The 25,760-nt window shown below is 38.9% G+C and carries 19 protein-coding genes; 15 read left to right on the top strand and 4 right to left on the bottom strand.

Translation table 11 applies throughout. The annotated features are described in order from the left end of the window. Positions 1 to 190: 190 nt before the first annotated feature. On the bottom strand, positions 191 to 1,561 hold the full coding sequence (locus tag ACYVFA_RS26420; protein ID WP_460474869.1) for a hypothetical protein: 1,371 nt from the start codon (positions 1,559 to 1,561) through the stop codon (positions 191 to 193). A gap of 347 nt (positions 1,562 to 1,908) precedes the next feature. Between ACYVFA_RS26420 and ACYVFA_RS26415 the strand changes: the two genes are divergently transcribed. The 6 genes from ACYVFA_RS26415 (at position 1,909) to ACYVFA_RS26390 (ending at position 5,878) form a co-directional block, all read left to right on the top strand. Further along, complete coding sequence (locus ACYVFA_RS26415) at positions 1,909 to 2,514, top strand: RNA polymerase sigma factor (protein WP_116982786.1); 606 nt, start codon at positions 1,909 to 1,911, stop codon at positions 2,512 to 2,514. Beyond that, on the top strand, positions 2,483 to 2,719 hold the full coding sequence (locus ACYVFA_RS26410; protein ID WP_460474868.1) for a hypothetical protein: 237 nt from the start codon (positions 2,483 to 2,485) through the stop codon (positions 2,717 to 2,719). Before ACYVFA_RS26415 ends, ACYVFA_RS26410 begins: the two co-directional genes overlap by 32 nt. Positions 2,720 to 2,981: 262 nt before the next feature. Continuing rightward, entirely contained in the window at positions 2,982 to 4,007 is a 1,026-nt protein-coding gene (gene aroB, locus ACYVFA_RS26405; protein WP_460474867.1) for a 3-dehydroquinate synthase, read from the top strand. Between the two features lie 216 nt (positions 4,008 to 4,223). Beyond that, complete coding sequence (locus ACYVFA_RS26400) at positions 4,224 to 4,784, top strand: DUF4136 domain-containing protein (RefSeq protein WP_460474866.1); 561 nt, start codon at positions 4,224 to 4,226, stop codon at positions 4,782 to 4,784. 11 nt (positions 4,785 to 4,795) lie between these two features. Further along, the gene (locus ACYVFA_RS26395; protein WP_460474865.1) at positions 4,796 to 5,341 is read left to right on the top strand and encodes a DUF4136 domain-containing protein; all 546 of its coding nucleotides are present in this window, start codon (positions 4,796 to 4,798) and stop codon (positions 5,339 to 5,341) included. Between the two features lie 177 nt (positions 5,342 to 5,518). Continuing rightward, complete coding sequence (locus tag ACYVFA_RS26390; RefSeq protein WP_460474864.1) at positions 5,519 to 5,878, top strand: thioredoxin domain-containing protein; 360 nt, start codon at positions 5,519 to 5,521, stop codon at positions 5,876 to 5,878. A 56-nt stretch (positions 5,879 to 5,934) separates the two neighbouring features. Here ACYVFA_RS26390 and pdxR read toward each other — a convergent pair whose 3' ends face one another. Further along, positions 5,935 to 7,395: an aminotransferase-like domain-containing protein gene (gene pdxR, locus ACYVFA_RS26385; RefSeq protein WP_460474863.1), complete on the bottom strand. Its 1,461-nt coding sequence runs from the start codon at positions 7,393 to 7,395 to the stop codon at positions 5,935 to 5,937. A 101-nt stretch (positions 7,396 to 7,496) separates the two neighbouring features. Between pdxR and ACYVFA_RS26380 the strand changes: the two genes are divergently transcribed. Then, the gene (locus ACYVFA_RS26380) at positions 7,497 to 8,159 is read left to right on the top strand and encodes a pyridoxamine 5'-phosphate oxidase family protein (protein WP_460474862.1); all 663 of its coding nucleotides are present in this window, start codon (positions 7,497 to 7,499) and stop codon (positions 8,157 to 8,159) included. Continuing rightward, entirely contained in the window at positions 8,156 to 8,791 is a 636-nt protein-coding gene (locus ACYVFA_RS26375) for a LysE family translocator (protein ID WP_460474861.1), read from the top strand. Before ACYVFA_RS26380 ends, ACYVFA_RS26375 begins: the two co-directional genes overlap by 4 nt. A gap of 120 nt (positions 8,792 to 8,911) precedes the next feature. Here ACYVFA_RS26375 and ACYVFA_RS26370 read toward each other — a convergent pair whose 3' ends face one another. Continuing rightward, the gene (locus ACYVFA_RS26370; RefSeq protein WP_460474860.1) at positions 8,912 to 10,264 is read right to left on the bottom strand and encodes a sigma-54-dependent transcriptional regulator; all 1,353 of its coding nucleotides are present in this window, start codon (positions 10,262 to 10,264) and stop codon (positions 8,912 to 8,914) included. Between the two features lie 370 nt (positions 10,265 to 10,634). On the opposite strand from ACYVFA_RS26370, the gene ACYVFA_RS26365 reads away from it, so the two are divergent. Next, positions 10,635 to 11,885: an efflux RND transporter periplasmic adaptor subunit gene (locus ACYVFA_RS26365; protein WP_460474859.1), complete on the top strand. Its 1,251-nt coding sequence runs from the start codon at positions 10,635 to 10,637 to the stop codon at positions 11,883 to 11,885. Positions 11,886 to 11,954: 69 nt separating this feature from the next. On the opposite strand, the gene ACYVFA_RS26360 is transcribed toward ACYVFA_RS26365, so the two are convergent. Next, positions 11,955 to 12,317 carry a four helix bundle protein gene (locus ACYVFA_RS26360; RefSeq protein WP_460474858.1) on the bottom strand — a complete coding sequence of 121 codons (363 nt, stop codon included), beginning with the start codon at positions 12,315 to 12,317 and terminating at the stop codon, positions 11,955 to 11,957. Positions 12,318 to 12,436: 119 nt separating this feature from the next. Between ACYVFA_RS26360 and ACYVFA_RS26355 the strand changes: the two genes are divergently transcribed. From ACYVFA_RS26355 to ACYVFA_RS26330, 6 genes are all read left to right on the top strand, one after another. Then, positions 12,437 to 13,114, top strand: coding sequence for an ABC transporter ATP-binding protein (locus ACYVFA_RS26355; protein ID WP_460474857.1), 678 nt, complete (start codon positions 12,437 to 12,439; stop codon positions 13,112 to 13,114). 153 nt (positions 13,115 to 13,267) lie between these two features. Then, positions 13,268 to 15,691, top strand: coding sequence for an ABC transporter permease (locus ACYVFA_RS26350; RefSeq protein ID WP_460474856.1), 2,424 nt, complete (start codon positions 13,268 to 13,270; stop codon positions 15,689 to 15,691). Between the two features lie 77 nt (positions 15,692 to 15,768). Then, entirely contained in the window at positions 15,769 to 18,213 is a 2,445-nt protein-coding gene (locus ACYVFA_RS26345; RefSeq protein ID WP_460474855.1) for an ABC transporter permease, read from the top strand. A gap of 129 nt (positions 18,214 to 18,342) precedes the next feature. Further along, positions 18,343 to 20,760, top strand: coding sequence for an ADOP family protein (locus tag ACYVFA_RS26340; RefSeq protein ID WP_460474854.1), 2,418 nt, complete (start codon positions 18,343 to 18,345; stop codon positions 20,758 to 20,760). 81 nt (positions 20,761 to 20,841) lie between these two features. Further along, positions 20,842 to 23,223 (top strand): ABC transporter permease, encoded by a 2,382-nt coding sequence (locus tag ACYVFA_RS26335; RefSeq protein ID WP_460474853.1) that lies wholly within the window; start codon positions 20,842 to 20,844, stop codon positions 23,221 to 23,223. 135 nt (positions 23,224 to 23,358) lie between these two features. Then, a complete protein-coding gene (locus ACYVFA_RS26330) occupies positions 23,359 to 25,746 on the top strand; it encodes an ABC transporter permease (protein WP_460474852.1) in 2,388 nt (795 codons plus the stop codon). The last annotated feature ends 14 nt before the right edge of the window (positions 25,747 to 25,760 follow it).

The raw sequence follows: 25,760 nt of genomic DNA, 5'->3' as shown, positions 1-25,760 counted from the left end.
ATGCCTGACGAACATCAGGCATTTTCATTACTTGTTTAATGATTAATTTTACTAATGTATCCTTAATAGAAAATATCAATGGAGACCTGTATAAAATAATTTTTATGCTCGTGCAGACTTTAGTCTGCACTTGAAAGATGACATTTCCTTTGTTATTTTAGACGGCGAATTCATTCTCTGTTACTTTTCATTAGTTTTTGAAATACCTGGGATAACGCGTAAAACGCAAGCCCACAGTAAAATCTACTCTGCTCAGATCTACAGGATTCGCCAGACTGACTACACCTTTGCCATCACTGAAATTCATTGATTTAATTTTGCCGTAATTATATCCGGCTTCCAGACTCAGAATAATGTCTCTGCCCGTAATATCATTACCCAACAAGAAATCTATTCCTAGGGTAGCTGCACCGCCAAAATCCCAGCCTTTATAAGGAATGGTATAACCATTATAAGTGCCTTTATCACTATAAAAATAAGCGCCTGGTGACAAGCCTAGAATAACCATGGTTTTAAAATCAATATTTTTACGGAAATAGACCACAGGCCCGACAAATTTAGCAGAACGTTTATTGGCTATACTACCCGAAGTATCTTTGGGTAATCCGTTCTCCATAAAGTTGAAACGAATATTATTCGCACTGTTTTTACTCTGAAAATTATTGAACATGATCCCGAATCCGAAGTTATCAGTCGGGAAGTAAGCGAAGTCTGCACCCCATGTCCAGCCTCTCATGAGCTTTTCTTGATAAAGTCCAAATTCATCTGTTGTATTCAATTTTGTCAGCATATTTCCAAAACCACCTCTTACCCCAACCCTGAATTTCAGGTAATCATCATATTCGCTTTTGGCTTTTTTGGTGGCCATTGGCGTATTGGTTTTTTCTTCTTTTTTAGTTAATGTCTTTTCTTCCTGTTTTTTAGGACTACTTTTAGATATGTTCGATTCAGCCTTTGGTTGTTCCTTTTCTTTATTATCTACTTTTTCTTTTTGTGTATTCTGTGTTTCTTTCTGTGTATTCTGCTTGTTTTCTGCAATTTTTCCATCCGGTTTCTTTGTTGCATCAGCATTGGCTTTATTTGTATTAGCCTTCTGATTATCAGACTTTTGGGTCTCATTGGTTTTAGGGGTATCAGTGCTCGTAGCAGGCTCTTTAGGGCTTGTTTTAGTTACAACCTTATTGCCTTTGGTTACCAGGTCTTCCTCATAAAAATTATACTTAAAATCAGTAACCAGATTCTTGAAAATTTCATTTCTCAGAACCTTCCCTGTGGGTGTTACATAAGCATAAATAAAGCGGGTAGGGGTTTCATCCAGAATCCTGCATCTTATCTTTTCTCCTGCTTGAGTAGTTATCTGGTCTCTTTGTCCGAATGACTTGCCGACAGAAAAAGCTAAAACTAAGAAAAGTACAATCCCTGTTTTGCTTAAAAATCGGCTTTTCTCAGACCCGAAGCCAAATGCTGCTGGCGGTACGAAAAAAGCACGTCGTGCCTCCTGATTTTCTGATTTTAAAAATTCCGGAGACTTTAGGGAACATTTGTTAGTCAATCGTAACATTTGATATTAATACTTTTTGATAGATATATTAGCGTGGTACAAAAACTATACCGAAAAACCACAATGCAATATTATGCATGCATAAGGTATTGATATTCAGGTACTTATTGTAGTAAAACTAAGCAAAACAAAACGGTATAATTTTTGGTTTTATTTCGTATATAACGTTAAACCCGAAATATCATTTGGTTTATTAACAAATTATTAACTAAAATATTTGTATTAAAGACTTGACAGGAATCACTTTTCTTTACTATCTTTAAACATTCAAAAAAAATCTTCGAAATTTAAAACCAAAATGTACAATATGATATAAAGCTCTACGTTAACTAAATTGAAATACAAAAATGGGAAAAATCCAAGTTAGCGATAGTGAGCTAGTATCATTGTATATCCGCGGTAATGAAAAGGCTTTTGCCACACTTGTACAACGTTATAAGTCTAAAGTCTATACCACCATATACCTTGTTGTTAAAGACCAATATGTAGCAGAAGATTTGCTACAAGATACCTTTATTAAAGCTGTAGAAGTTTTACGTGAAGGTAAATACAACGAAGAAGGTAAGTTTCTTCCGTGGGTACTAAGAATAGCTCATAATTTAGCAATTGACTTTTTCCGTAGAGAGAAACGCTACCCTAGCGTAGTGTTTGAAGACGGAAGTAGCGTGTTTAACACACTTGAGTTTGCCGAAGACTCGATTGAGTCTATGCAAATCAAAAGAGAGTCTCACGAACATTTAAGAGATTTGATTAAACGTCTTCCTGACCAGCAGCGCGAAGTGCTTGTGATGCGTCATTATGACGACATGAGTTTTCAGGAAATCGCAGATGCTACTGGGGTCAGTATCAACACAGCGTTAGGTAGAATGCGTTATGCTCTCATCAACCTTAGAAAAATGATGAGTAAAACCGCATATGCTTATGATACAAACCTTTACCAATACGCAAGATGATGTAATTCGCTATTTGTATAACGAGACATCCAATCAAGAAAGCTCACTGATTGAAGAAACCATGCTTCATGATGGCAATTTACTTGACTTCTACCTCGATTGTGCAGATATCAAACTAGGATTAGACCAGATTCAACTCTCGCCTTCGGATAGAGCGATTGACAAAATTTTAAATTTCTCAAGAAATTATCAGCCCAAAATCTAATTTTGGGCTTTTTGTTTGGTTATGGGTATAAAGTTTTTGTGCCAAATAATATTTGGATAGACCCCACCCTAACCTTTCCCAATAATGGGGAGGGGACAAAAAAAGCCCCTCTCCCCAACAATGGGGAGAGGGGTTGGGGAGTGGGGTCAAATTCTGCCAAATAATGTTTTGTAGTCCGATATTTTTAGGCGCAACCCTCAGCCAAATTGGTAAATCTTTAAATGATTCATTACCTTTGGTTTTTTAACGAATCAAAGGTAAAATGTCTGTTATCATATCTCCAATTACCGAAAGTCTGCAAAATTTTCTGGGTCAGAAAGACTATTCCAAAATCATCGTTCTGGCAGATACCAACACCAAAAAATTCTGTTACCCTTTCATCAAAGATTCTTTGCCCAAGCACACCTTGATTACAGTTAAGGATGGCGAAGAATACAAAAACCTGACTACTTGCGAACAAATCTGGTCGGCCATGACTGCTGAAGAACTAGACCGCCATGCCCTGATGATTAATCTGGGAGGTGGAGTAGTGGGCGATATGGGCGGTTTTTGTGCAGCTACCTATAAGCGCGGAATTGATTTTATCCAGATTCCGACTACATTGCTGGCGCAGGTTGATGCCAGTGTAGGAGGAAAGTTGGGCATAGATTTTCATGGGCTTAAAAACCATTTAGGTGTTTTTACCTTGCCTAAGGCCGTGTTGATAGACCCTGTATTTTTAGGAACACTTTCGGAAAGAGAAAAACGATCAGGCTTTGCCGAGATTATTAAACATTGCCTGATTCAGGATGGCGAGAAGTGGGACGAAATCAGAAGGAAAGATTTAGATCAGCAAGACTTCCCCGATTTGATTGCGCACTCGGTTGAAATCAAGAAAAAAATAGTGGAACAAGACCCGACTGAGAAAGGTCTGCGCAAAATTCTGAACTTCGGACACACCCTCGGGCATGCCATTGAGACCTATTTTTTAGATAAAGGAAAAAAAAGATTGCTTCATGGCGAAGCAATTGCAACCGGAATGCTCTCAGAGTCGTATATATCTTTTGAAAGAAAACTCATTAATGAGGAAACATTAGCCCAGATCGAAGAGTTTATATTTTCGGTATATGGAAAAGCGTCAATGAAAGCCGATGACTTTGAGGCAATCATCAGGCATACACAACAAGATAAAAAAAATAAAGGTAAAGAAATACGTTTTTCGCTGATTAATGGTGCAGGTAGTTGTCTATACGATATTGCAGTATCAAAAGGAGAAATGAAAAGAGCTTTGGAATATTATGTGAGCTGACGGCAAGGTTTTTTGGGAATACTGCAAAATGAGCGATGGGTAAATTGAAACGTATGTTTTTGCGTAAAAACATTAAAATCAATCAATAAACTTATCTTGACTTTTTAGAAAACGATCACTATATTTGATGTATGCCCGTTGTGCAATGAATAGGTGAGATTGTTGATAAATGAGTTTGAATAAGCTGTATTTAACCAAAAATAATCTGTATGCCGTATGAAAAAATTGTATTTATTTTCTGCTCTTATTGCCCTAGGTTTTCTTAGTACAAGTTGTAATCGCCTCAAATTGTTGGTAGATAACGATTATAGTTATGAAACCGACTTTACCAAGTACAAGACTTACAATTTCCTGAATTGCGAAATTGACACTTCGTTTGTTTGTACTGAAATTCAGGATGCCATTCGTCGCCAGATGAAAGCACGTGGATATAAAGTAACCGATAAGGAACCAGGCTTACTGGTAAGTTATAGTATCATCCGTGACCGTGTAGATTATAAAGGCTATTTTCAGCCTGCTTTAGACCGTTGGGTGAATCATTTCGATGAAGACGATACCTATAAAGCACAGAATTTTCACTTTGGTGGCGGAATGATTTTAGTGTCATTATTAGATGCAGAAAGTAGCAGATTAATATGGCGTGGATACGCTTCCGGCGTTTTCAATAAAAATGTAAACAAGCCTATCAATTATTACCGCAGTGTCGTGCGAAACATTTTCGACCAGTACCCGCTTTTTGCCGCAGGAGAGAAACCTCGTAGGATAGACGAATATTAATCGACTTTATCATGAAAAGGTTAATGCTTCTACTAAGCCTGATGGTTTTATTGGGAAGTTGTGCAAAGGTTTTTGTGGAAAATGATTATCGTTATTCTAATCACCTCGGAAAATATCGCTCATATGCTTTTGTAGATTGCGAGCGCGACACAACAGTTATATGTGAAGACGTGCAGCAAGCCATACAATATCAGATGAGAGCACGCGGCTATGTGTTTAATGCCCAGGCACCTAATGTATTTATTAATTTTACTATCTATAACGATGCCGTAAGGTATAAGGGTTACGAACAACCCTCATTAACCAGTTGGCTATTATCAGAAGACGATAATACAGAGTATCGACCAGTAAAATATGATTTAGGCAAAGGTACATTAATGATTTCTTTAATAGAAGCCGAAACAAGTGAGGTTGTCTGGAGAGGATATGCCACCGGAATTTTTAATAAGGCTTCATCAAAGAAGAATTATTTCAGGAGTATTGTCCGGAATATTTTCGACCAGTATCCACTTTTTGCCGAAGGCCAGAAGTCTCATAAGATCAAAGAAAATCTATAAAATAGTATAAGGTGTTTCATTAAATGAGGAATGCACGGCGTTCCTCATTTTTTATGTTTTAAGAAGCAATTTGCCCATTTTCTTGCTGAAAAAACTACCTTTGTAACCGGAGTGGCAGTCAAGAAATAGAATTCGCTAATATGATTCTTGAAACTATAATTTTTAAATAAATAGAAAATGCTTACAGTTTACGGAATACCCAATTGTGATACAGTCAAGAAAACATTAGATTGGTTCAAAGCCAATAATATAGCCTATCAGTTTCACGATTATAGAAAAGAAGGCATCAGTGCTGATAAGCTAAAAGAATGGCTTACCCAAGAGCCTTTGGACAAGATATTCAATAAAAATAGTAGTACCTTTAAAGAATTGCCCGAGGAAGTAAAAAGTAGTATTAATGATGAAGAGTTCGCCATTAAGTTGATGACGGAAAGCAATTCTATTATCAAGCGACCAGTCGTAGAAGATGGCAAGATTAAGGCAATAGGTTTCAAAGCCGACCAATATAAAGCCATATTTACACCTGACGTACAATAATCAGTAGACTTGTGATATCATTCGTGCGTAAGCAACTCTCCTTCAGGGGTCGGGGGCTATATAGCCTTTTTCAGGATTCGTACGGCGTCTTCCGTTTCTTTCTGATTCATACTGGCAAATCCCATGCGGCAGGCGTTCAGCATGGGATTTTCTTCTTTATAATTTTGTCCGTTAGCTAAATATAATCCTTGCTTCGCCACTTTTTCCGAAAGCGCCAAAAGCGGAATATCAGCACTAAAATTCGCCCAGATAGCCATACCTCCATCCGGAATTTTAAAATTTATTTTATCACCCAGAGCATCTTTCAATAGCTGGCAGGTAAAATCCCGTCTTTCCCGATACACTTTCATAGCTTTAGTAGCATATCGTTTCAAATCTCCGTTTTCCAGCATATCAGCCAGACAGTATTCAAGAATACTATCATTCTGGCGGTCAATAATCCGGCGTAGCTTAGTCATTTCTTCTATAATACTTTCATGCGCAGCAACATAGCCTACCCTGAATGTAGGCGCAATTTGCTTACTGAACGAACCCACATAAATCACCCAACCATAGCGATCGGCACTGGCTAGAGGTAGGATAGGGTTATTGGCGTAGTGATAATCGTAGTCATAATCATCTTCAATAATAAAAAACTGATATTTTTCGGCCAATGCCAATAATTTAAGCCGCCTTTCGGGCTTTAATGTAACTGTAGTAGGATGATAATGATGCGAAGTCACATACATGAGTTTCACCTTTTTACGTTGACAAATCTCTTCAATTTTATCGACCTGCAAACCCTCCTCATCCACTGGAATAGTGACTAAATCTGCCCCTAATTGCAAGAATGTAAGATTAGCCGCCCTATAACTCAGTTCGCCCACAATAGCCGTTTCACCTTTTTGCAGAATAGTTAAACCTGCCAGATAAATACCCATCTGGCTACCACGGGTTGTAATGAGATGATTGGGATTTGTCTGTATCCCTCTGGTTTCATTGAGATATTTGGCAAACAGTGTACGGAATCTGATATTCCCCTGCGGGTCAGTATAACCAATACTTGAGGGGTCTGCATAGCGGATATAATTGGCTTGTAATCTTGCCCATTCTTCTCGTGGAGCTAGTCTTACATCGGGTAATCCATCATTAAAAGCCAGTTTCTGGTCAATATGGGGAGGCAAATAGATGGATGAATGAGGGTTCAAACGTCCATTTATTTTGCTGTTCCATTCTTCTTTTGAAGTTTTTTCTGTGAGTGCTGTTGGCTTGATTGTCGGAAGTTTTGTAGCAACAAAAGTGCCTTTTTGTGGAATGGTCTCCACCCAGTTTTGTGAAAGCAACTCATCATAAGCAGCTATGACTGTCTTACGGTGTACTTCCATTAATTCCGCTAGTTCTCTTGTACCGGGCAATCGGGTATTAGTTGGCAGAATACCATTTTGTATATTTTTGATAATGGCATTGGTAATCTGTATATATAATGGAATCGAAGAGTTTTTATCAAAACTAATCAGACTCTTAAATGGAATTTTCATCTGGACTACTTGATGTTGAAAAAATGGATTGGTATACTGATCCAGTAAAAGTATAGTTTTGCCTCAATATTAGCTATTTATCTTTTATAATTTTTTACAATATGTATCCGGTTACTCCTAAAACCAAGCCAAGTCGCGTTGCCAAAAGAGCAGTGTACGACGAAGAAACTATCTATCAGATTTTAGATGAAGGACTTTTCTGCCATATCGCCTATGTGCAGGACGGTCAGCCTATGATGATACCCACAGGCTATTGCCGCGTAGGTAATAAGATTTACATACATGGTTCAGTAGGCAGCCATTTTATGCGAAATCTGGCCGATGGGCGAAGGGTATGCCTGACCGTTTCTTTTATTGATGGCTTGGTGTTGGCCCGTTCGGCTTTTCACCATTCAGTTAATTATCGCTCGGTAGTACTTTTTAGTTCAGCAACGCTTGTTACCGATGAACAGGAACGTTGGGATGCTTTAGAAGCCTTCACTAATCAGATTATTCCGGGACGCTGGGAAGAAATCAGACAACCCAATGACAAAGAAATGAAAGGAACCATGGTGATTTCATTTGAAATTGAAGAAGTATCAGCCAAAGTAAGAGTAGGCAATCCAGGCGATGATGAAGAAGATTACCAATTACCTGTATGGGCAGGTGTATTACCTTTAAAATTACAGGCACAAACACCAATAACGGATCCTAAAATGTTGCATGATACACCTGTACCGGCTTATGTAGTAAATTATAAAGAAACAACGCAGCAAGCATTATGATACCAGCCAAAGACCTATTAATTTTTGTATTAGCCGCCTTTGGCTTAGTCATTACACCGGGGCCTAATATGATTTATCTTATTTCACGCTCAATTACACAGGGGCGATGGGCAGGGCTTATTTCTCTGGCAGGTATTGTAGTAGGCTTTGGTGTGCATATCTTATTGGTTTCCTTTGGCCTGACAGCCGTTTTATTTACCATTCCTTATGCTTATTTAGTACTGAAAAGTTTAGGCGTGTGCTATCTCTTGTATTTAGCTGTTCTGTCTGTTTGGCCTAATGGAAAAGGCGTATTTGAGATAAGAGAGGATTTGAAAGCAGATAAACCCCATAAACTATTCAGCATGGGATTTCTGACCAGTACGCTCAATCCTAAAATAGCTGTTTTCTATTTATCCTTTTTTCCGCAGTTTATTAAGGTTGAAAATGGCTCAGTACTTACCCAAAGCCTTGAGCTGGGTTTTACGCAGGTAGTGGTTAGTTTTTCAATTAATTTACTGATAGTACTTAGTGCGGCAAAAGTAGCAGAATGGTTTGCTAAAAATCCATTCTGGATAAAAATCCAGAAATGGTTTATGGCAAGCGTTTTATCTGGGTTAGCGCTGAAAATGGCTTTGGATAAAGGGAGATAAAGAGTTATAAATAAAACCCTAACCCTTCCCCAACAATGGGGAAGGGAACAAAAAGCCCCTCTCTCCATTGTTGGGCAGAGGGACGGTCTGCCGCTGCCGTTGGGGTGTGGGGTTCTAACCTCATATCCCATACTTCTCTACCCTTCTATAAAGCGCCTGTCGCGTCAGACCCATTTCTCGGGCAGCTTCGGTAATATTACCGTTGAATTTTTTCAAAGTCTTGATAATCAGCATTTTTTCCATTTCTTCCAACTGGAATGTCTGGTCGAAAGATGGTGCTGAATCATCTGGTTTTTCAAAGGGTTGTCCTTCAAAGAAATCTTCCGGTTGTAATATATTCCCTTGGCATAAAATGACTGCACGTTCAATGGCGTGTTGCAATTCTCGCACATTGCCCGGCCAGTTATAGCGTTGTAATTGCTTAATCAAAGCCGCACTAATAGTACTCACCGGACGGTTATATTTCTTGCGATACATCTTCAGGAAATGCTCGGCCAATGTCACAATATCCTCAATGCGCTCACGCAATGGTGGCAATTTAACTTCGATAGTATTGATACGATACAGTAAATCCTGCCGGAAAGTACGCTGCGCTACCCGGGCATGAATTGGCTCATTCGTAGCGCAAATCAGACGCACATCAATATTTTTAGCCTTGCTTGAGCCAACTTTCGTTACACTTCTGTTCTGCAATACAGTCAACAATTTGGCTTGAAGTGGCAATGGGATATTTCCGATTTCATCCAGAAAAATTGTACCTTCATTCGCTTCCTCAAAACGCCCCACACGATCTTCGCGGGCATCAGTAAAAGCCCCTTTTACGTGCCCGAAAAGCTCACTTTCAAACAGGGTCTCAGAGATTGAACCCAAATCAGCGTGTACAAAAGGCTTATCAGCGCGGTCAGACTTTTCATGGATGGCTCTGGCTATCAGGTCTTTTCCTGTTCCGTTTTCGCCTAATATCAGGATATTGGCATCTGTAGCCGCAACTCTGTCAATGGTTTCAAAGATTTTTTGCATCGCAGGGCTTTTGCCGATAATCTCGACTTTGCTATCTGTTTTGCGCTTAACCGTTGGCGTTTTACCCGTCTTCAATTCTCTTATCTCCAAAGCCGACTGCATGGTGGCCAGCAATTTCTCATTCTCCCAGGGTTTCAAAACAAAATCAGAAGCACCCACTTTGATGGCACGCACAGCCATTTCCACGTCGCCATAGGCAGTAAATAACACCACCGAAGCCTGTGGATCAATATCTAAAATACGGTCGAGCCATTCAAAGCCTTCTTTACCTGTATTCACATCACGGGTGAAATTCATGTCTAATAATATGACATCATAGTTCCCGTTAGAAACTAAAAAGGGAATCCGTTCAGGATTTTTCTCAATATCGACTTGTCCGAAATGTCTTTTTAAAAATAATTTAGCTGCACTTAATACATCTACATCATCATCAATTATTAAAAGCTTTGACATAATTCAGGTTTAGATTAGTAAAATTGTGTTTTAAGGCATTTTTTACGCATTTTACGACAAAAATTATTGCTTTCAAAAGGTAAATTTCCAAGAGCGAAGATAACTAATTGATAATAAATACATTAATTTTTTTTGTAGAAAATAGCTATCTTTAGGTATTCGTCCGTGAGCGTACAAGTGTTGTCCGAAAACGGACAATTTTAAAAGGTATTTATTTTGTAATTAATTGATAATCAATCGGTTAAAATATTTGGCACACATTGTGAATTATGATTGAACAGATTTAAATCTTATTTTTAGACTTAATTAACAATCAGTAACAGAGACAATTTGCCTAAACACGAATTGTATAGCAATTAAAAAAATTACAATGGACAAGCAGATAAAAAAGAAATTCTGGAGTAGACAGCGAATCTTATTAACCCTCGGCGGCGTATTATTTGCCTCATTTGCAGCTTATAGCCTGCTTTTTGCAGACAGACGCTCGACACTGAATGCCGAAAAAGATAAAATGACTATTTCACAGGTAAGCAATGGTACATTCGATGAATTTATCGTGGTTACAGGAGTGGTATTGCCTTTAAGGATTATTCGCTTGGATGCCATCGTAGGTGGATACGTAAAAGAAAAAGTGGTTGATGGTGGAAATATAGTGAAACAAGGCGAAATCATATTAAAATTAGAAAATCAGAACTTAAAACTGAATTTCTTACAGTCAGAAACAGAAGCAAGCCGATTAGTGAACGACTTACAGAATACCCGTCAACGCTTGAAAGTAGAGAAATTTACGATTCGTAAGAATATGTCAGACCTTGATTTCTTGACTGACCAGGCGAAAGACCTTTACGAAAGAAACAAGAAATTGTTTAACGACAAAGTAATTCCTGAGGCTGATTATCTGAAAGCAAAACGTGATTACGAAAAACTGGTTAGTCAGAAAGAAATTGACCTTGAATCGCAAAGATATCAGGAAGAAAATGCTGCCATGCAGATTAAACAATTGGAAGGTACTTTGGAGCGTACACAGAAAAACGTACAATTATGGCGCGAAACCCTTGAAAACCTGGTGGTAAAAGCACCGGTTGCAGGTTTATTATCTTCAATTGATGTTGAGGTAGGTTCGAATATCAGTCAGGGACAAAACATTGGTCAGATTGACGACTTGAATGGTTTCAAATTGCGTGTAGATATCGATGAACACTATTTGGGAAGAATTTTTGCAGGCTTAGGTGGTACCTTTGAATTCAACGGAAAAGAATATCCTTTAGAGATTACCAAGATTTATCCTGAAATTAAAAGTGCACGTTTCTCAGTAGATATGGTTTTTGTGAAAGGTGTACCTGAGGGTATCAAAAGAGGTCAGTCTTCTCCTATCCGTTTGGAGCTAGGCAAAGCTACTAAAGCTACCTTGCTTCCAGTAGGTGGATTCTTCTCTGATACTGGTGGAAACTGGGTATATGTGTTAGATAAATCAGGTGGAAAAGCTGTAAAACGCAAAATCACTTTAGGTCGTAAAAATCCTGAATATTTTGAAGTATTAGAAGGCTTAGAGGTGGGAGATAAAGTGATTACTTCTTCTTACGAGAATTTTGGAGACAATGAAGTCTTAGATCTTAAATAATAATAAAAGGAGAAAGGAAGACGAATTATAAAATATTTGTGGATCTTTTCTCCATTGAATATTCAAAGTTTAACTGAAATTTTCTTCTCTTATTTTGATAAGCTTCTGGAGCATAGAAGAAATATGACGACTTTTATTCAGAAGAATATCGGCAGTTCCTTTATCAATGATACCAATACCGAGAGCGATATAAATTTGAGTACGAAATTCACCCGAAGAACCTTTTGCCATTTTTAGAAACCGGATAAATTCCTTGTTATAACCTCTTTCAAAGCCTTCAGCAATGTTAGAGGGGATTGAAACAGAAGAACGACACATTTGATTTTTTAGGTCGTAGTCTTTACAGTTAGCCAGGATTTTATAAATATCAATTGATAAATCAAGTGCCATTTGCCAGACAGCAAGGTCTTCAAATTTTTCAATTTTAGCCATTTTATTAGAGAATTTAAAAATATTTTATCACTAGAGAAGAAGCGAAGAAGCAGGAAGGTCTAAGCATTATACGTTCTCCTTTTTCCTTTCTCCGTTTTACAAATTTATTAACAAAAATTATGATAAAAGTATCTAATCTTCAAAAAGTGTTCACTACCGAAGAGGTAGAAACTACCGCCCTAAATGGTATTGACATGAATATCAAAGATGGTGAATTCGTTGCTATCATGGGTCCGTCAGGATGTGGAAAATCAACCTTGCTCAACATCATGGGCTTGTTAGATAATCCATCTGAGGGAAGCTATGATTTCTATGGCGTTGAAGTAGCCAAACTAACAGAGAGAGAACGCGCTTCACACCGCAAGGGCAATATCGGGTTCATTTTCCAAAGCTTTAATTTGATTGACGAATTAACAGTTTTTGAAAACGTAGAACTTCCTCTTCTTTACTTGAAAACACCAGCTACAGAACGTAAGAAGAAAGTAGAAGATGTATTAGAGAGAATGAACATCATGCACCGTCGTAATCACTTTCCTCAACAATTATCGGGTGGTCAGCAACAACGTGTAGCAATTGCACGTGCGGTGGTAGCAAAACCAAAATTAATTCTTGCCGATGAGCCTACTGGTAACTTAGACTCTACCAACGGTGAAGAAGTAATGAAATTGCTTCAGGAGCTAAACAACGAAGGCACTACCATCATCATGGTAACTCACTCACCTTATGATGCTGGTTTCTCACACAGAATCATCAACTTGTTCGATGGTAAGGTAGTGACTGAGAACTTCCACGTATAGTATAAAGATATTTCCCGGCTACCTGTCGGGAACAAGATGAGTTAATAAACGTTAAATGCTGTAAAATGGGCTTATTATGACACAAATCATAATAAGCTTCATTTGATATTGCCATTCCAGCCTGTCCTCTCCACATTTAATTTTGAAAAAACTATGTTAAAAAATTATTTCAAAATCGCCCTTCGTAATCTCTGGAAGAATAAAGCATATACCTCTATCAATATTATAGGGCTATCATTGGCTTTCGGTTGTGCTATTCTGCTGTTTCTGACATCTTATTTTGAGTTTACTTATGATGATTTTCAGGCTAACAAAGACCGCATTTTTAGAACTTACTTCAAAATCAATCGACCCGAAAAAATTGAATATAAGTCTAATTTTCCCACACCATTTACTCCAGCCTTAAAAAGTGATTTCAATGCTGAAATTGAAAATGCGACTCGTATTGTAGGTGGGGGTGTACAGATTGTGCAGGGCGAAAAGACGATTGATGAAAGTATACATTATGTAGATGCCGATTTTCTGAAAATGTTCTCTTTTAAAATGTTGAAAGGAAATGCTGATGTAGCGCTGAATGATTTGCGGAGTGTGGTTCTGAACGAAGAAGTAGCAGAAAAGATATTTGATAAAGCAGACCCTATGGGCAAAACTATCAAGATGAATTTTGGCGGCAGAATTGAAAGTTTCGTAGTAACCGGCGTGATGCAGAAAGCCCCGAAAAACTCATCAATTGATAATGAAATGCTGGTGCGTTTTGAGAATAACCCGGAATATAAAGACACAAAAGAAAAATGGGACTCAAATTATCATGATGTGTATGTGCAGCTAGCCGATAAGGTAGATTATCTGAGTTTTGAAAGACGTCTGAAATCATTCACCGAAAAATACTATAAGGGAGAAATTGAACAACTAAAGAAAGACGGATCAAAGCCTGATGATAGAGGAGAAGTGAGCAGCTTGCGCTTATTGCCTATGTCTGAAATGCACTTCAATAAACAAGCAGGTGGCAACCGTTCAATAGATATTGCTTATCCATACATATTGCTCGTAATTAGTGGCCTAGTGCTGTTGATTGCCTGTATCAACTTTATTAATCTCTCTATTGCCCGCTCAATGACTCGTGCCAAAGAAGTGGGTTTGAGAAAAGCACTTGGCGCTTTGAAAACCCAGATTGTCGGACAATTCTGGGGAGAAGCTTTCATTATCTGTATGGTAGCTTTTGGCATAGGTTGCGTATTAGCCACTACATTAATGCCTCAATACAATACACTATTCAGAAGTAGCCTTGCTACTGAAAATATGCTTAATCCGATAGTTGGTGGCTTATTATTGATTAGTTTTTTAATTATTACCTTAATTGCCGGAGGATACCCTGCACTGGCCGTCGCTAGATTCAACACAGTAGAAGTACTAAAAGGAAAAATAAAAGTAAGTTCACGGTCTGGTGGTATCAGAAGCGCCCTGATTGTGGCTCAGTTCAGCATTGCTATTTTATTGATTAGCTGTACGCTTATCATCTGGAAACAGATAGACTTTTTGCGCAACAAACCTTTAGGTTTTGACCAGACACAGGTAATCAGTATTCCGGTTGGTAATGAGGTACAAGGGAGCAAAATATTAGAGTTTATGCGTAATAAACTGGCGAATGTATCACAGATTGTGAGCATTACCGGAGCTGATATAAATATAGGTAGAGGCAAAGATGGCTCGGGCTATAAATCAGTTTATGGCTTTGAAATGGAAGGTAAAAATTACCGTACGAATGGTCTGAGCATAGATTATGATTATGTAAAAACCCTTGGTTTAACCTTGGTAGAGGGAAGAGAATTCTCGCGTGAATTCCCATCTGATAAGGACCGTGCTTGTATCGTGAATGAGACTATGGTGAAACAATTGGGATACAAAGACCCGATTGGTAAGAAAGTAGCCTTGGGCGATAGCCTCGGGAAAACGATTGTAGGTGTTGTAAAAGACTATCATTTTGAGTCATTAAAAAACAAAATCGAATCTATCACTTTCCTTTATCAGGGTGATTTTGGTATCAACTACATCTTCGTAAAACTTACACCTGAAACGCCAAAAGCAACGATTGATCTGATTGGCAAAGCTTACAAAGAAATTGCACCGAAATCAGAGTATATGCCTTCTTTCCTGGATGAAAATACAGACAATCAGTACAAGAAAGAAGAAAGAATGTCGCAAATTGTGATGAGTGCGGCAGTGCTGACTATCATCCTTTCGTGCATGGGTTTGTTTGCCATTGCCTTGATGATGATGGCACAACGCACCAAAGAGATTGGTATCCGCAAAGTATTAGGCGCAAGTGTGCCGAATCTGGTTGCCTTGCTTTCAAAAGAGTTTGTCGTGTTAGTCTTGATTGCCATTCTGATAGCTACGCCATTGGCCTACTATTTAATGGATAAATGGATTCAGGATTTTGCGTATCGTGCCGAAATCACCTGGTGGATATTCGGCCTGGCGGGTGTAGTGGCCTTATTAATCGCACTATTCACCGTAAGCTACCAGTCTATCCGAGCAGCGTTGATGAATCCGGTTAAATCACTTAAATCAGAATAGCATGGGGTAAAGGGCAGAGGGCATGGGGTATAGCTCCCAGCCCATGCCCTTTGCTTCATGCCATAAGCCTTAATTACATGATTAAAAACTATTTAAAAATCGCCTTTCGTAAGCTTTGGAAAAACAAAGTGCATACAGCCATCAATATGTTGGGTCTGGCTGTGGCTTTTGGTAGCAGTATTCTACTATACCTCACGGCCTCTTACGAATTTTCTTACGACATTTTTCATAAAGACGCTGACCGCGTGTATTGCCTGTATTTTAATACAGCGGATAAAAATGGCAAACCTGAATACAGCGCAGCTATGGCTTATCCGCTTACACCGGCTTTAAAAGCGGAATTCCCGGAAGTAGAGGCAGTTACCAGTTATAGCTGGGGTGCCGGAGAATTGACATATCAGGGCAAGAAATTTGAAAAAGGCATACAAACTGTTGATGCTGATTTTCTGAAAGTATTCTCTTTTCCATTGTTGAAAGGAAATATCAATTCAGCTTTAGCAGATAAAAATGGCGTCATCCTCAGCAAGACTACGGCAGAAAACATTTTTGGTAAAGCAGAACCAATGGGCAAGCAGGTATTAATCACCTTGTCGAATGAAAAAGTACCATTTATTGTAACAGGCGTAATAGATGATGCGCCAAGAAATTCTACTGTTAAATACGATGCCTTGATACGGACTGAAAATAATAGTGGTTATGAGCCAATCAAAGATAAATGGACAAGTCAGAACCATCAGGTATATATTAAACTGGCTGCCAATACGACACACGCTGCTACCGAAAAACGCTTCGAGTCTTTGGTAAACAAATACATGAAGACCTCGGAAGAAGATGCAAAAAAGAACAACCGAATGAAAAATGCGAGAGGGCAGTATTTGAGTTTATTGATGATGCCTTTGAAAGAAGTTCATTTCGATGAAATCACCGGTTGGGGAAGTGGCGTGAGTAAAAACTATATCTATACCTTATTGACCATTGCCTTATTGATTGTATTGATTGCTTCTATCAATTTTATTAACCTCACTATCGCCAAGTCATTCACACAAGCCAAAGAAGTGGGCGTGCGTAAATCTCTCGGTGCAAACAAAGTACAGCTTTTCTTACAGGGTTGGGGAGAAGCATTTATCGTTTGTGTAGTAGCTTTAATATTAGGTTTAGGTATGGCCTATGCTTTCTTGCCACAGTTCAATAAATTATTTGATTCGAGTCTTTCTATTCAAAATTTCCTTGTTCCAAAGAACTTACTGATTTCCATTATAAGCTTTATCTTAATCACCCTTATTGCCGGAGGGTATCCGGCATTTGTTTCTTCCCGTTTTAATATAGTGCAGGTTCTGAAAGGAAAACTGACCAATAAGAAACCGGGTATGCTACGCAACTCCTTAATGATTGTGCAATTCTCTATTTCCTGCCTGCTTATCAGTTGTACAATAGTCATTTTTACACAGCTAAAATACCTGAGGAGCAAACCCTTGGGATACAGTAAAGAGCAGGTAATCAGTGTACCTATCGGTAATGCTTTGAATCATCAGACCGCCGTACAGCAGTTTCGTAATGAGTTATCAAAATATCCGGCTATCGAGTCAATATCCGGTTCACAAATCAACTTTGGTAATGGCCTGGATGGAAGCTCCTCAAGAAGCACTTACGGATTTGATTATTATCCGAACGAAGGAGATACCAAAAATTCAAAAGGTATTCTTACTGACTGGGTTCGTGTAGATTATGATTTCGTGAAAACGATGGGTATCAAAACCATTGAGGGCAGAGATTTCAGTTCTGAGTTTGGCACCGATTCTACTGCATTGGTTGTAACTGAAAGTATGCTGAAACAAATGGGCGAAAAAAATGGAGTAGATAAGTTTTTGATGCCTGATTCGGCAGTGGGTAAACAAAAAATTATCGGTGTAATTGCCGATTTCAATTTATACTCTCTTCGTCGCGAAAACCGCACAATTACCCTGGAAATGGCACCAAAAGGCAGCGTTTCTTATGTACTGATAAGAACAAAAAGCCAAAACTTGGCCAATGCAATGGATCTGGTAAAAGCTACCTGGAAGAAATTAGTACCAAACGAAGAATTCAAAGGCTCATTCATCAATGAAAATGTAGACCGCTGGTTTAATAAAGAAGAACGTCTTTCACAGATTTTCAGCTTGGCAGCAGGCATTGCCATCATGCTCTCGTGTATGGGCTTATTTGCTATAGCTATCATGATAATCGAGCAACGTACCAAAGAAATTGGGGTGCGTAAAGTATTAGGCGCGAGCATAAGCAGTATCGTAAATCTTATCTCAGTTGATTTTCTGAAGATGGTCGCTATTGCCTTTGTGATAGCTACACCAGTAGCCTATTATGCCATGCAGAAATGGCTGGAAGATTTTGCTAACCGCACCGATTTATCGTGGTGGATTTTCGCATTGTCAGGCATCCTTTTAGTAATCATTGCCTTACTCACGGTAAGCTATCAATCCATCAAAGCAGCATTAATGAATCCGGTGAAATCATTAAAAACAGAATAGTTGGAGAATGGAAAAAGGAGAAAGGAACAAGCAGACGCCGCGCGTGAGAACTCAGATCGAAATTACGATAAAAGTTTCTATTACTTGTTCCATTTTCCATGTTCCTTTCTCCTTTAAACATACAAAATTATGATACGCAATTACCTGAAAATCGCCTTTCGTAGCCTGCTTCGCAATAAGAGTTACACTTTTATCAATGCTATTGGTTTGGCAGTAGGCATTGCTGCTTGTCTGCTTCTTTTTTTGATTGTGCAATTTGAATTGAGTTTCGATAATTTCCACACCAAAAAAGATCGGATTCATCAGGTAGTATCAGAATTTCATTATGGAGGTATCAGCTATGGAAGAGGGGCACCGATGCCTGTACCATTGGCTTTAAGAACTGATTATCCGCAACTGGAAAAAGTAGCTGGAATTGCAGCCACAGGCGCTCAGATAAATATCTACGATGCCAAAACCAAAAGCATAGAAAAGAAATTTAAGGACGAAGGCGGTATGTTTTTCGCCGAACCTGAATTCTTTGATATTTTTGATTTTCCGTTGCTTTCAGGTAACCCTAAAACCATGCTTTCAGAGCCTTACACGGCTATTCTGACACAGGAAATGGCAGAGAAGTTTTTTGGAGACTGGAAAACCGCCATCGGAAAGACTTTTACCAGAGATAATGAGAAAGAGCCATATCGGATAACAGGCGTTCTGAAGAATATCCCAAAAAATACAGACTTCCCGCTCAAAATAGTATTATCATACAAAAACTTCCTCCTGAATAATAAAGGCAATGCTAACGACTGGGAGAGTGTATCTGGTAGCTGGAATTGTTTCCTTTTGTTGCCTCCCCAAATGACAGAAAAGCAGTTTAATGCTTTAATGCCTGCCTTTGATAAAAAGCATAAATCGCCGGAGCAACTAGGTCGCGTACGTAATTTCATCCGCCCGCTAAGCGAATCTCATTACGATACCCGTTTTGGTAATTTTGCGCATCATACTATTAGCCCTGAAATGATCTGGGTATTGGAGATAATCGGTGCATTTTTATTGTTAGTAGCCTGTGTAAATTTCATTAATCTGGCTACTGCCCAGGCAGTGAATCGCTCAAAAGAAGTGGGAGTCAGAAAAGCATTAGGTAGTAACAAGTCACAATTAAGAAGCCAGTTTCTGGGCGAAAGTGCACTCATTACGCTGATGTCTGTTTTATTAGCGCTTATCCTGGCTCAAATCGCACTGCCATTTTTAAATAATCTGCTTCACTATCCGCTAAGCTTGTCATTTATTGATAATCCGGTTTTACCGTTGTTTTTAGTAATAGTATCTGTGGTAGTTATCTTCCTGTCAGGTTTTTATCCGGCTTTGGTGGTTTCTGGTTTCAACCCGATTCTGGCTTTGAAAAGCAAGATTACCGCTAAATCTATCGGAGGTATCTCTCTTCGACGTATTCTGGTAGTCTCTCAATTCGTAATCGCCCAGTTCCTGATTATTGCAACCCTGGTAGTAGTAAATCAGATGAATTATTTTCAGACAGCCTCTATGGGTTTTGATAAGGAAGCAGTTATCAGAGTACCAGTTCCCAACGATAGCCTTGACCAGACCAAATATGATTTATTGAAAGCACAATTACAACAAGAAACAGGGGTGAAAAGTGTAAGTATTGCTTTCAGATTACCAGCTGATGATAATCAATGGAATAGCCCTTTCCAATATGACCATCGCCCAAAGGACACCGATTTCTCGGGTTTCTTAAACTGGGCAGATGCTGATTATTTCAAAACCTTTGATTTGAAATTCGTAGCAGGAAAAGCCTATTCTCCAAGCGATACCGTTCAGGGTTATGTAGTGAATGAAACAATGGTAAAGAAACTCGGCGCGAAAAGTCCTGATGAGGTTTTAGGCAAAGAGATTAATTTCTGGGGTGGCAAGATGAAAGCCCCAATCGTAGGCGTTATCAAAGATTATCATGCCACTTCATTGCACGGAGCAATTCCTCCATTAGTAATTGCCAGTAATAAAAATTTCTTTAATGCAATGGGTGTAAAACTACAAATGCAGAATATGCAAAAAGGTTTGGCATCAGTAGAAAAAATCTGGTCTAAGCTTTTTCCGAATTATATTTATGAGTATCAGTTTCTGGATAAAAACATAGAAAGCTTTTATCAACAGGAAAGACAATTATCTATACTCTACGAAATTTTTGCAGGAGTTGCCATTTTCATTTCATGTCTGGGCCTTTACGGATTAGTCTCATTCATGGCTGTAAAACGTACCAAAGAGGTAGGTGTCCGCAAGGCTTTAGGTGCTTCTGTGTTGCATATTGTGTATCTGTTTTCAAAAGAATTTACTTTGCTTATAGGCATAGCATTTCTGATTGCTGCTCCGGTAGGCTACTATTTCATGCACGATTGGCTGAAACAATTTGAGTATAAAATAGACTTGAGTGTTAGTATATTCTTATTAGCGATTCTTGGCTCAATCATCATAGCCTGGCTTACCGTAAGTTACCAGGCCATCAGGGCCGCCTTGGTTAATCCAATTAAAGCATTGAGGTCGGAATGATGGAGAAAGGAAAACGGAGAATGGAAATCCGTTTTTCTTTCTCCGTTTTCCTTTTTCCATTCTCCTTTAACCCTACAAAAAATGATACGCAATTACCTCAAAATCGCATTAAGAAATCTTGTCAAGAACAAGGTTTATTCATTCATCAATATCATGGGGCTTGCTGTGGGCATAGGCGTTGCCATGCTGATAGGGCTTTGGATTAATGATGAACTGAGTTTTAATAAATCGTTTGATAACTACAATAAGCTGGGGCAGGCTTATATGAACCAGACTTTTAACGGGCATATAGGTTCTCAAACAGCAGTACCGCATCCTTTAGCTAAAGAATTGCGTGAAAAATATCCTGACTTTAAGGATGTCGTAATGTCTTCATGGAATTATGGCCATATTTTAGGGTATAAGGATACAAAGTTTAACAAACAGGGTATGCACGTAGAACCTGCGTTTACCCGTATGTTTTCGCTGAAAATGCTGAAGGGACAACAAGACGGTCTGCAAGAGGTAAATTCAATTATGCTCAATGAATCTTTAGCCAGATCATTGTTTGGAGATGAAGATCCGATTGGCAAAATCATCAAATTGGATGCGAAAGCCAATATGAAAGTGACCGGTGTTTTTGAAGATTTTCCACATAATACCGAATTCGCAGAAGTACATTTGTTGACTCCTTGGGCTTATTATGTAGCTGATGAAGAATGGGTGAAAAGAGCTGCCGACCAGTGGGATAATAACTCTTTTCAATGCTATACTCAACTGAATGATAAGGTAGAGTTTGAGTCGCTTTCAGCCAAATTAAAAAACCTTGTTTTGAATAAAAGAAGCCAGGAAGGTAAAGTATCAAAACCTGAGCTTTTCATCCATCCGATGAACAAATGGCATTTATATTCTGAATTTAAAGAAGGAGTAAATGTTGGTGGCCGTATTCAGTTCGTCTGGCTATTTGGCGCAATAGGTATTTTTGTTTTGCTCCTGGCCTGTATCAATTTCATGAACCTGAGCACAGCCCGTTCAGAAAAACGCGCCAAAGAAGTAGGTATCCGCAAAGCCATTGGCTCCATTCGTGCGCAATTGATTAATCAGTTTCTGAGTGAATCAATGCTGGTTGTTTTTGTTGCCTTCATCATTGCATTAGTATTGGTGTCAATCACACTTCCCTGGTTTAACGACCTCTCAAGTAAGAAAATGACTATGCTCTGGACAAACCCTGTTTTCTGGATTATCAGTCTGGTCTTTGTAACGATTACAGGTTTATTATCAGGAAGTTATCCTGCGCTTTATCTTTCTTCGTTCGAGCCGGTTAGCGTGCTCAAAGGCACTTTCAGAGTAGGGCGTTTTGCTTCTGTTCCACGTAAAGTGCTGGTGGTGGTACAATTTACAGTATCGGTAACACTTATCATCGGAACTATTATCGTGTATCGCCAGATTCAATATGCCAAAGACAGACCGATTGGTTACGATCGCAGCGGGCTAATCTATATCGATATGACCACACCAGATTTGTATGGTAAATATGACGTAATCCGTAACGATTTATTGAATACAGGCATGGTTGAGAACATGGCCGAATCATCAAGCCCGGTTACGGGTATCTGGTCGAGTAATATTGGTTTTTCATGGGAGGGAATGGATCCTAATGCACAACCGCTTTTTGGAACCATTGCCTGTACTCACGATTTCGGTAAAACAGTCGGTTTTCAATTAAAAGAAGGCCGTGATTTCTCCAGAACTTTCGGAACAGATACTTCTGCAATGATTCTGAATGAATCGGCTGCGAAAATGGTGGCCACTAAAGGTGTAGTAGGTAAATTTATCACCTGGAACAATAGAAAGTATCATGTAGTGGGTATTATAAAAGATATGGTGATGCAATCACCTTATGAGCCTATGATGCCAAGTGTATTTATCATGGACTATGGCTGGGCCAATGTTATATCGGTTAAACTAAAACCATCAGTAAGTGCCAGTGCGGCCTTAAGCAAAGTAGAGGCGGTCTTTAAAAAACATAATCCCGGTAGCCCATTCGATTATAAGTTTGTAGACCAGGAATTCGGGCAAAAGTTTGCGACAGAAGAACGCATTGGTAAACTGGCATCTTTCTTTGCTGCCTTAGCTATATTTATCTCATGCCTGGGCTTATTCGGCTTGGCTTCTTTTGTAGCCGAACAACGTACCAAAGAAATCGGTATCCGCAAAGTATTAGGGGCCTCAGTAACCAATCTATGGTCATTATTGTCAAAAGACTTTGTCTATTTAGTCATTATTTCCTGCATCATAGCCATACCGATTGCGTACTATTTCTTAAACGACTGGTTACAGAAATATGAGTATCGCACTGGCATTTCATGGTGGATTTTTGCCGTATCCGGTGGTGGCGCCCTGGCCATTACCTTATTAACCGTAAGTTTCCAGGCTATCAAAGCAGCTCTAATGAATCCGATAAAAAGTCTAAAAAGTGAATAGCTCCCCCGCCCCTAAAGGGGTGCTTCAGATTCGCAGCCGACTGTGCGGCGAGCCGTGCTTAAAGGGGAGTTGCTTTTGCACGAGTAAAGTATTGTCAAATCTTTTAAACGTTCCCTTTTAGGGGCTAGGGGCATTATGCTACGTAACTACTTAAAAATCGCCATTAGAAACCTTATTCGGAATAAGGTTTTTAGTTTTATTAATATCACAGGGCTGGCGCTTGGGCTGGCTGTGTCGACGCTTATCTTGTTGTTTGTTTCGCACGAAGTAAGCTATGATACTTTCCATAAGAATTATAAGCGAATCTATAAAGTAGGGGCAAATCTGAAAATGGGTGAGCAAGAGTTCTTCTTCTCAAATATGTCTGCCAGACTGGGTGATGCACTCAAAGAAAATGCGGCATCTGTAAAAGTAGTTGGAAGAAAAACCGCTCTCTGGAATATAACGCTAGAGACCGACCCCAAACATCGTTTCAATGAATCAGGATTGATTTTTGTTGACGAAGGGTTCTTCAAAATATTTGATTTCAAAATATTACAGGGAAATGTGTCTGCTATTACAAGACCTTATACGGTTTTTCTGACACCCGAAATGGCTTTGAAGTATTTCGGTAAAGAAAACCCTATTGGTAAAACGCTGAAGTTCAATAAAAAAACAGACCTGGAAGTAGTTGGAATTGTTGAGAAAAACCCATCAAATTCAAGCATTAATTATAATTTTATTGCTTCGGTTGCCACTGATTTAGCAGAAGGTAAAAAGAATTACCCTGAATCTTATACAGATGAGAAGTTAAGCAAGATTTCGACCGGAGATTATGAAACTTTCGTATTACTTGATGATGCAAGCAATCAATCGAACGTTGCAAATATATTGACGAAAATAGGGGCACAAAATCCGGATAATAAAGACCTGAAGTTTTCACTCAATTATTTTGCTAACCATTTAGGTATAGGTGGGGAGAAACTCAATGACCGCCTCATGTATGTCTATATTTCTTCGGCAGTGGCTATACTGATATTGCTTCTGGCATTAGTCAATTTTATGAACCTGACAACCGCCAGAGCTACTACCCGCGCCAAAGAAGTAAGTGTCAGAAAATCGATAGGAGCCAATAGATTTGGCTTAACTACGCAATTTTATGTAGAGTCAACCCTGACTATTTTTGTTGCCTGTGTGCTGGCAGTTATCTTATTCAAGCTACTTCAACCTGTTTTATATACGCTATTAGATTTGCAGATTGATATCAGTTTCTTAATCAATCCTTATTTCCTGACTGCCCTGGTTTCGGTATTGCTAATCAGTATCTTATTGGCTGGTAGTTATCCGGCTTTTGTATTGATCAGATTCAATCCTGTCCAAGTACTAAAAGGTAAGTTTCAAGGCAAGGGGAATGCAACTGTTCGTCAATCATTAACAATTTTTCAATTAGCAGTTTCATCAGTCCTGATATTCTGTTCAATCATCATTTTCGGGCAAATAAAAAAGATGCGCAGCAAGAACCTGGGTTTGAATAAAGACCAGATTGTTACGATTAATATTGATGGTCAGTCGCATTCAAAAACGATGGCGTTGATGAATGAAATCAGGCAGATTGATGGTGTGGAGAAAATGGCAGGGTCAAAACACAGAATTTTTGCTGAAGGCTATAATATAACCGGATTGAAGAAAATAGGAGCAAAAGATAATACAGTTGCCTCAATGGTAGGGACTATCGTTTTTGAGGTAGATTCAGCCTATACTGATTTATTTGGGATTCAATGGAAAGTAAAACCACAAAGGTTACCAAGTGATTTAAGAAAGAAAATATTGCTGAATGAGTCGGCCGTAAAAGCGCTTGGTGGAAATGCAGTTACCATTAAAGATGTAGAAATGGGGCAAAATGAGTTAACAGAAGTAGTAGGAGTCTTGAAAGACTTTAATTATTTCAGTACCAAAAATGAGGTAAAACCTTTAATGCTGAAGTTCCTTACAGATACACAAGAAATAGACCTTCTGAACCTCAAAATCCGCAAAGATGCTGATATGGTAAGTACCATTGCTCAAATAGAAAAAGCATATAACCGCTATAAAGTCGAAGATCCTTTTACCTATTATTTTGCCGATGATTCATTTGATAAGCTATTTAAATCAGAAGAGCGGATTGCCAATATCTTCGGAGCATTCACAGGAATAGCCATCTTTATTGCTTGCTTGGGGCTATTTGGCTTAATCACCTTTATGGCCGAACAAAAAACAAAAGAAATAGGTATCAGAAAAGTATTGGGTGCAACGGTATTCAATATCACAGCATTGCTCTCAAAAGGATTTTTAAAACTGGCCTTAGTATCAATTTGTATCTCTGTACCGATAGCCTATTATGCCATGACACAATGGCTAAAGGATTTCACCTATCGCATTGAGTTATCCTGGTGGATATTCGCAGCAGGAGGCGTAGGAGTCATGTCAATGGCCTTATTGACAGTAGGCTATCAAGCCATCAGAGCCGCATTAATGAATCCGGCGAAAAGTCTGAAAAGTGAATAACGGCATCCCCCGCC

Source organism: Emticicia fontis, assembly GCF_054779675.1.
Note: the sequence above shows the minus strand (reverse complement) of the source record. Positions and strands in the feature narration are given on the sequence as shown.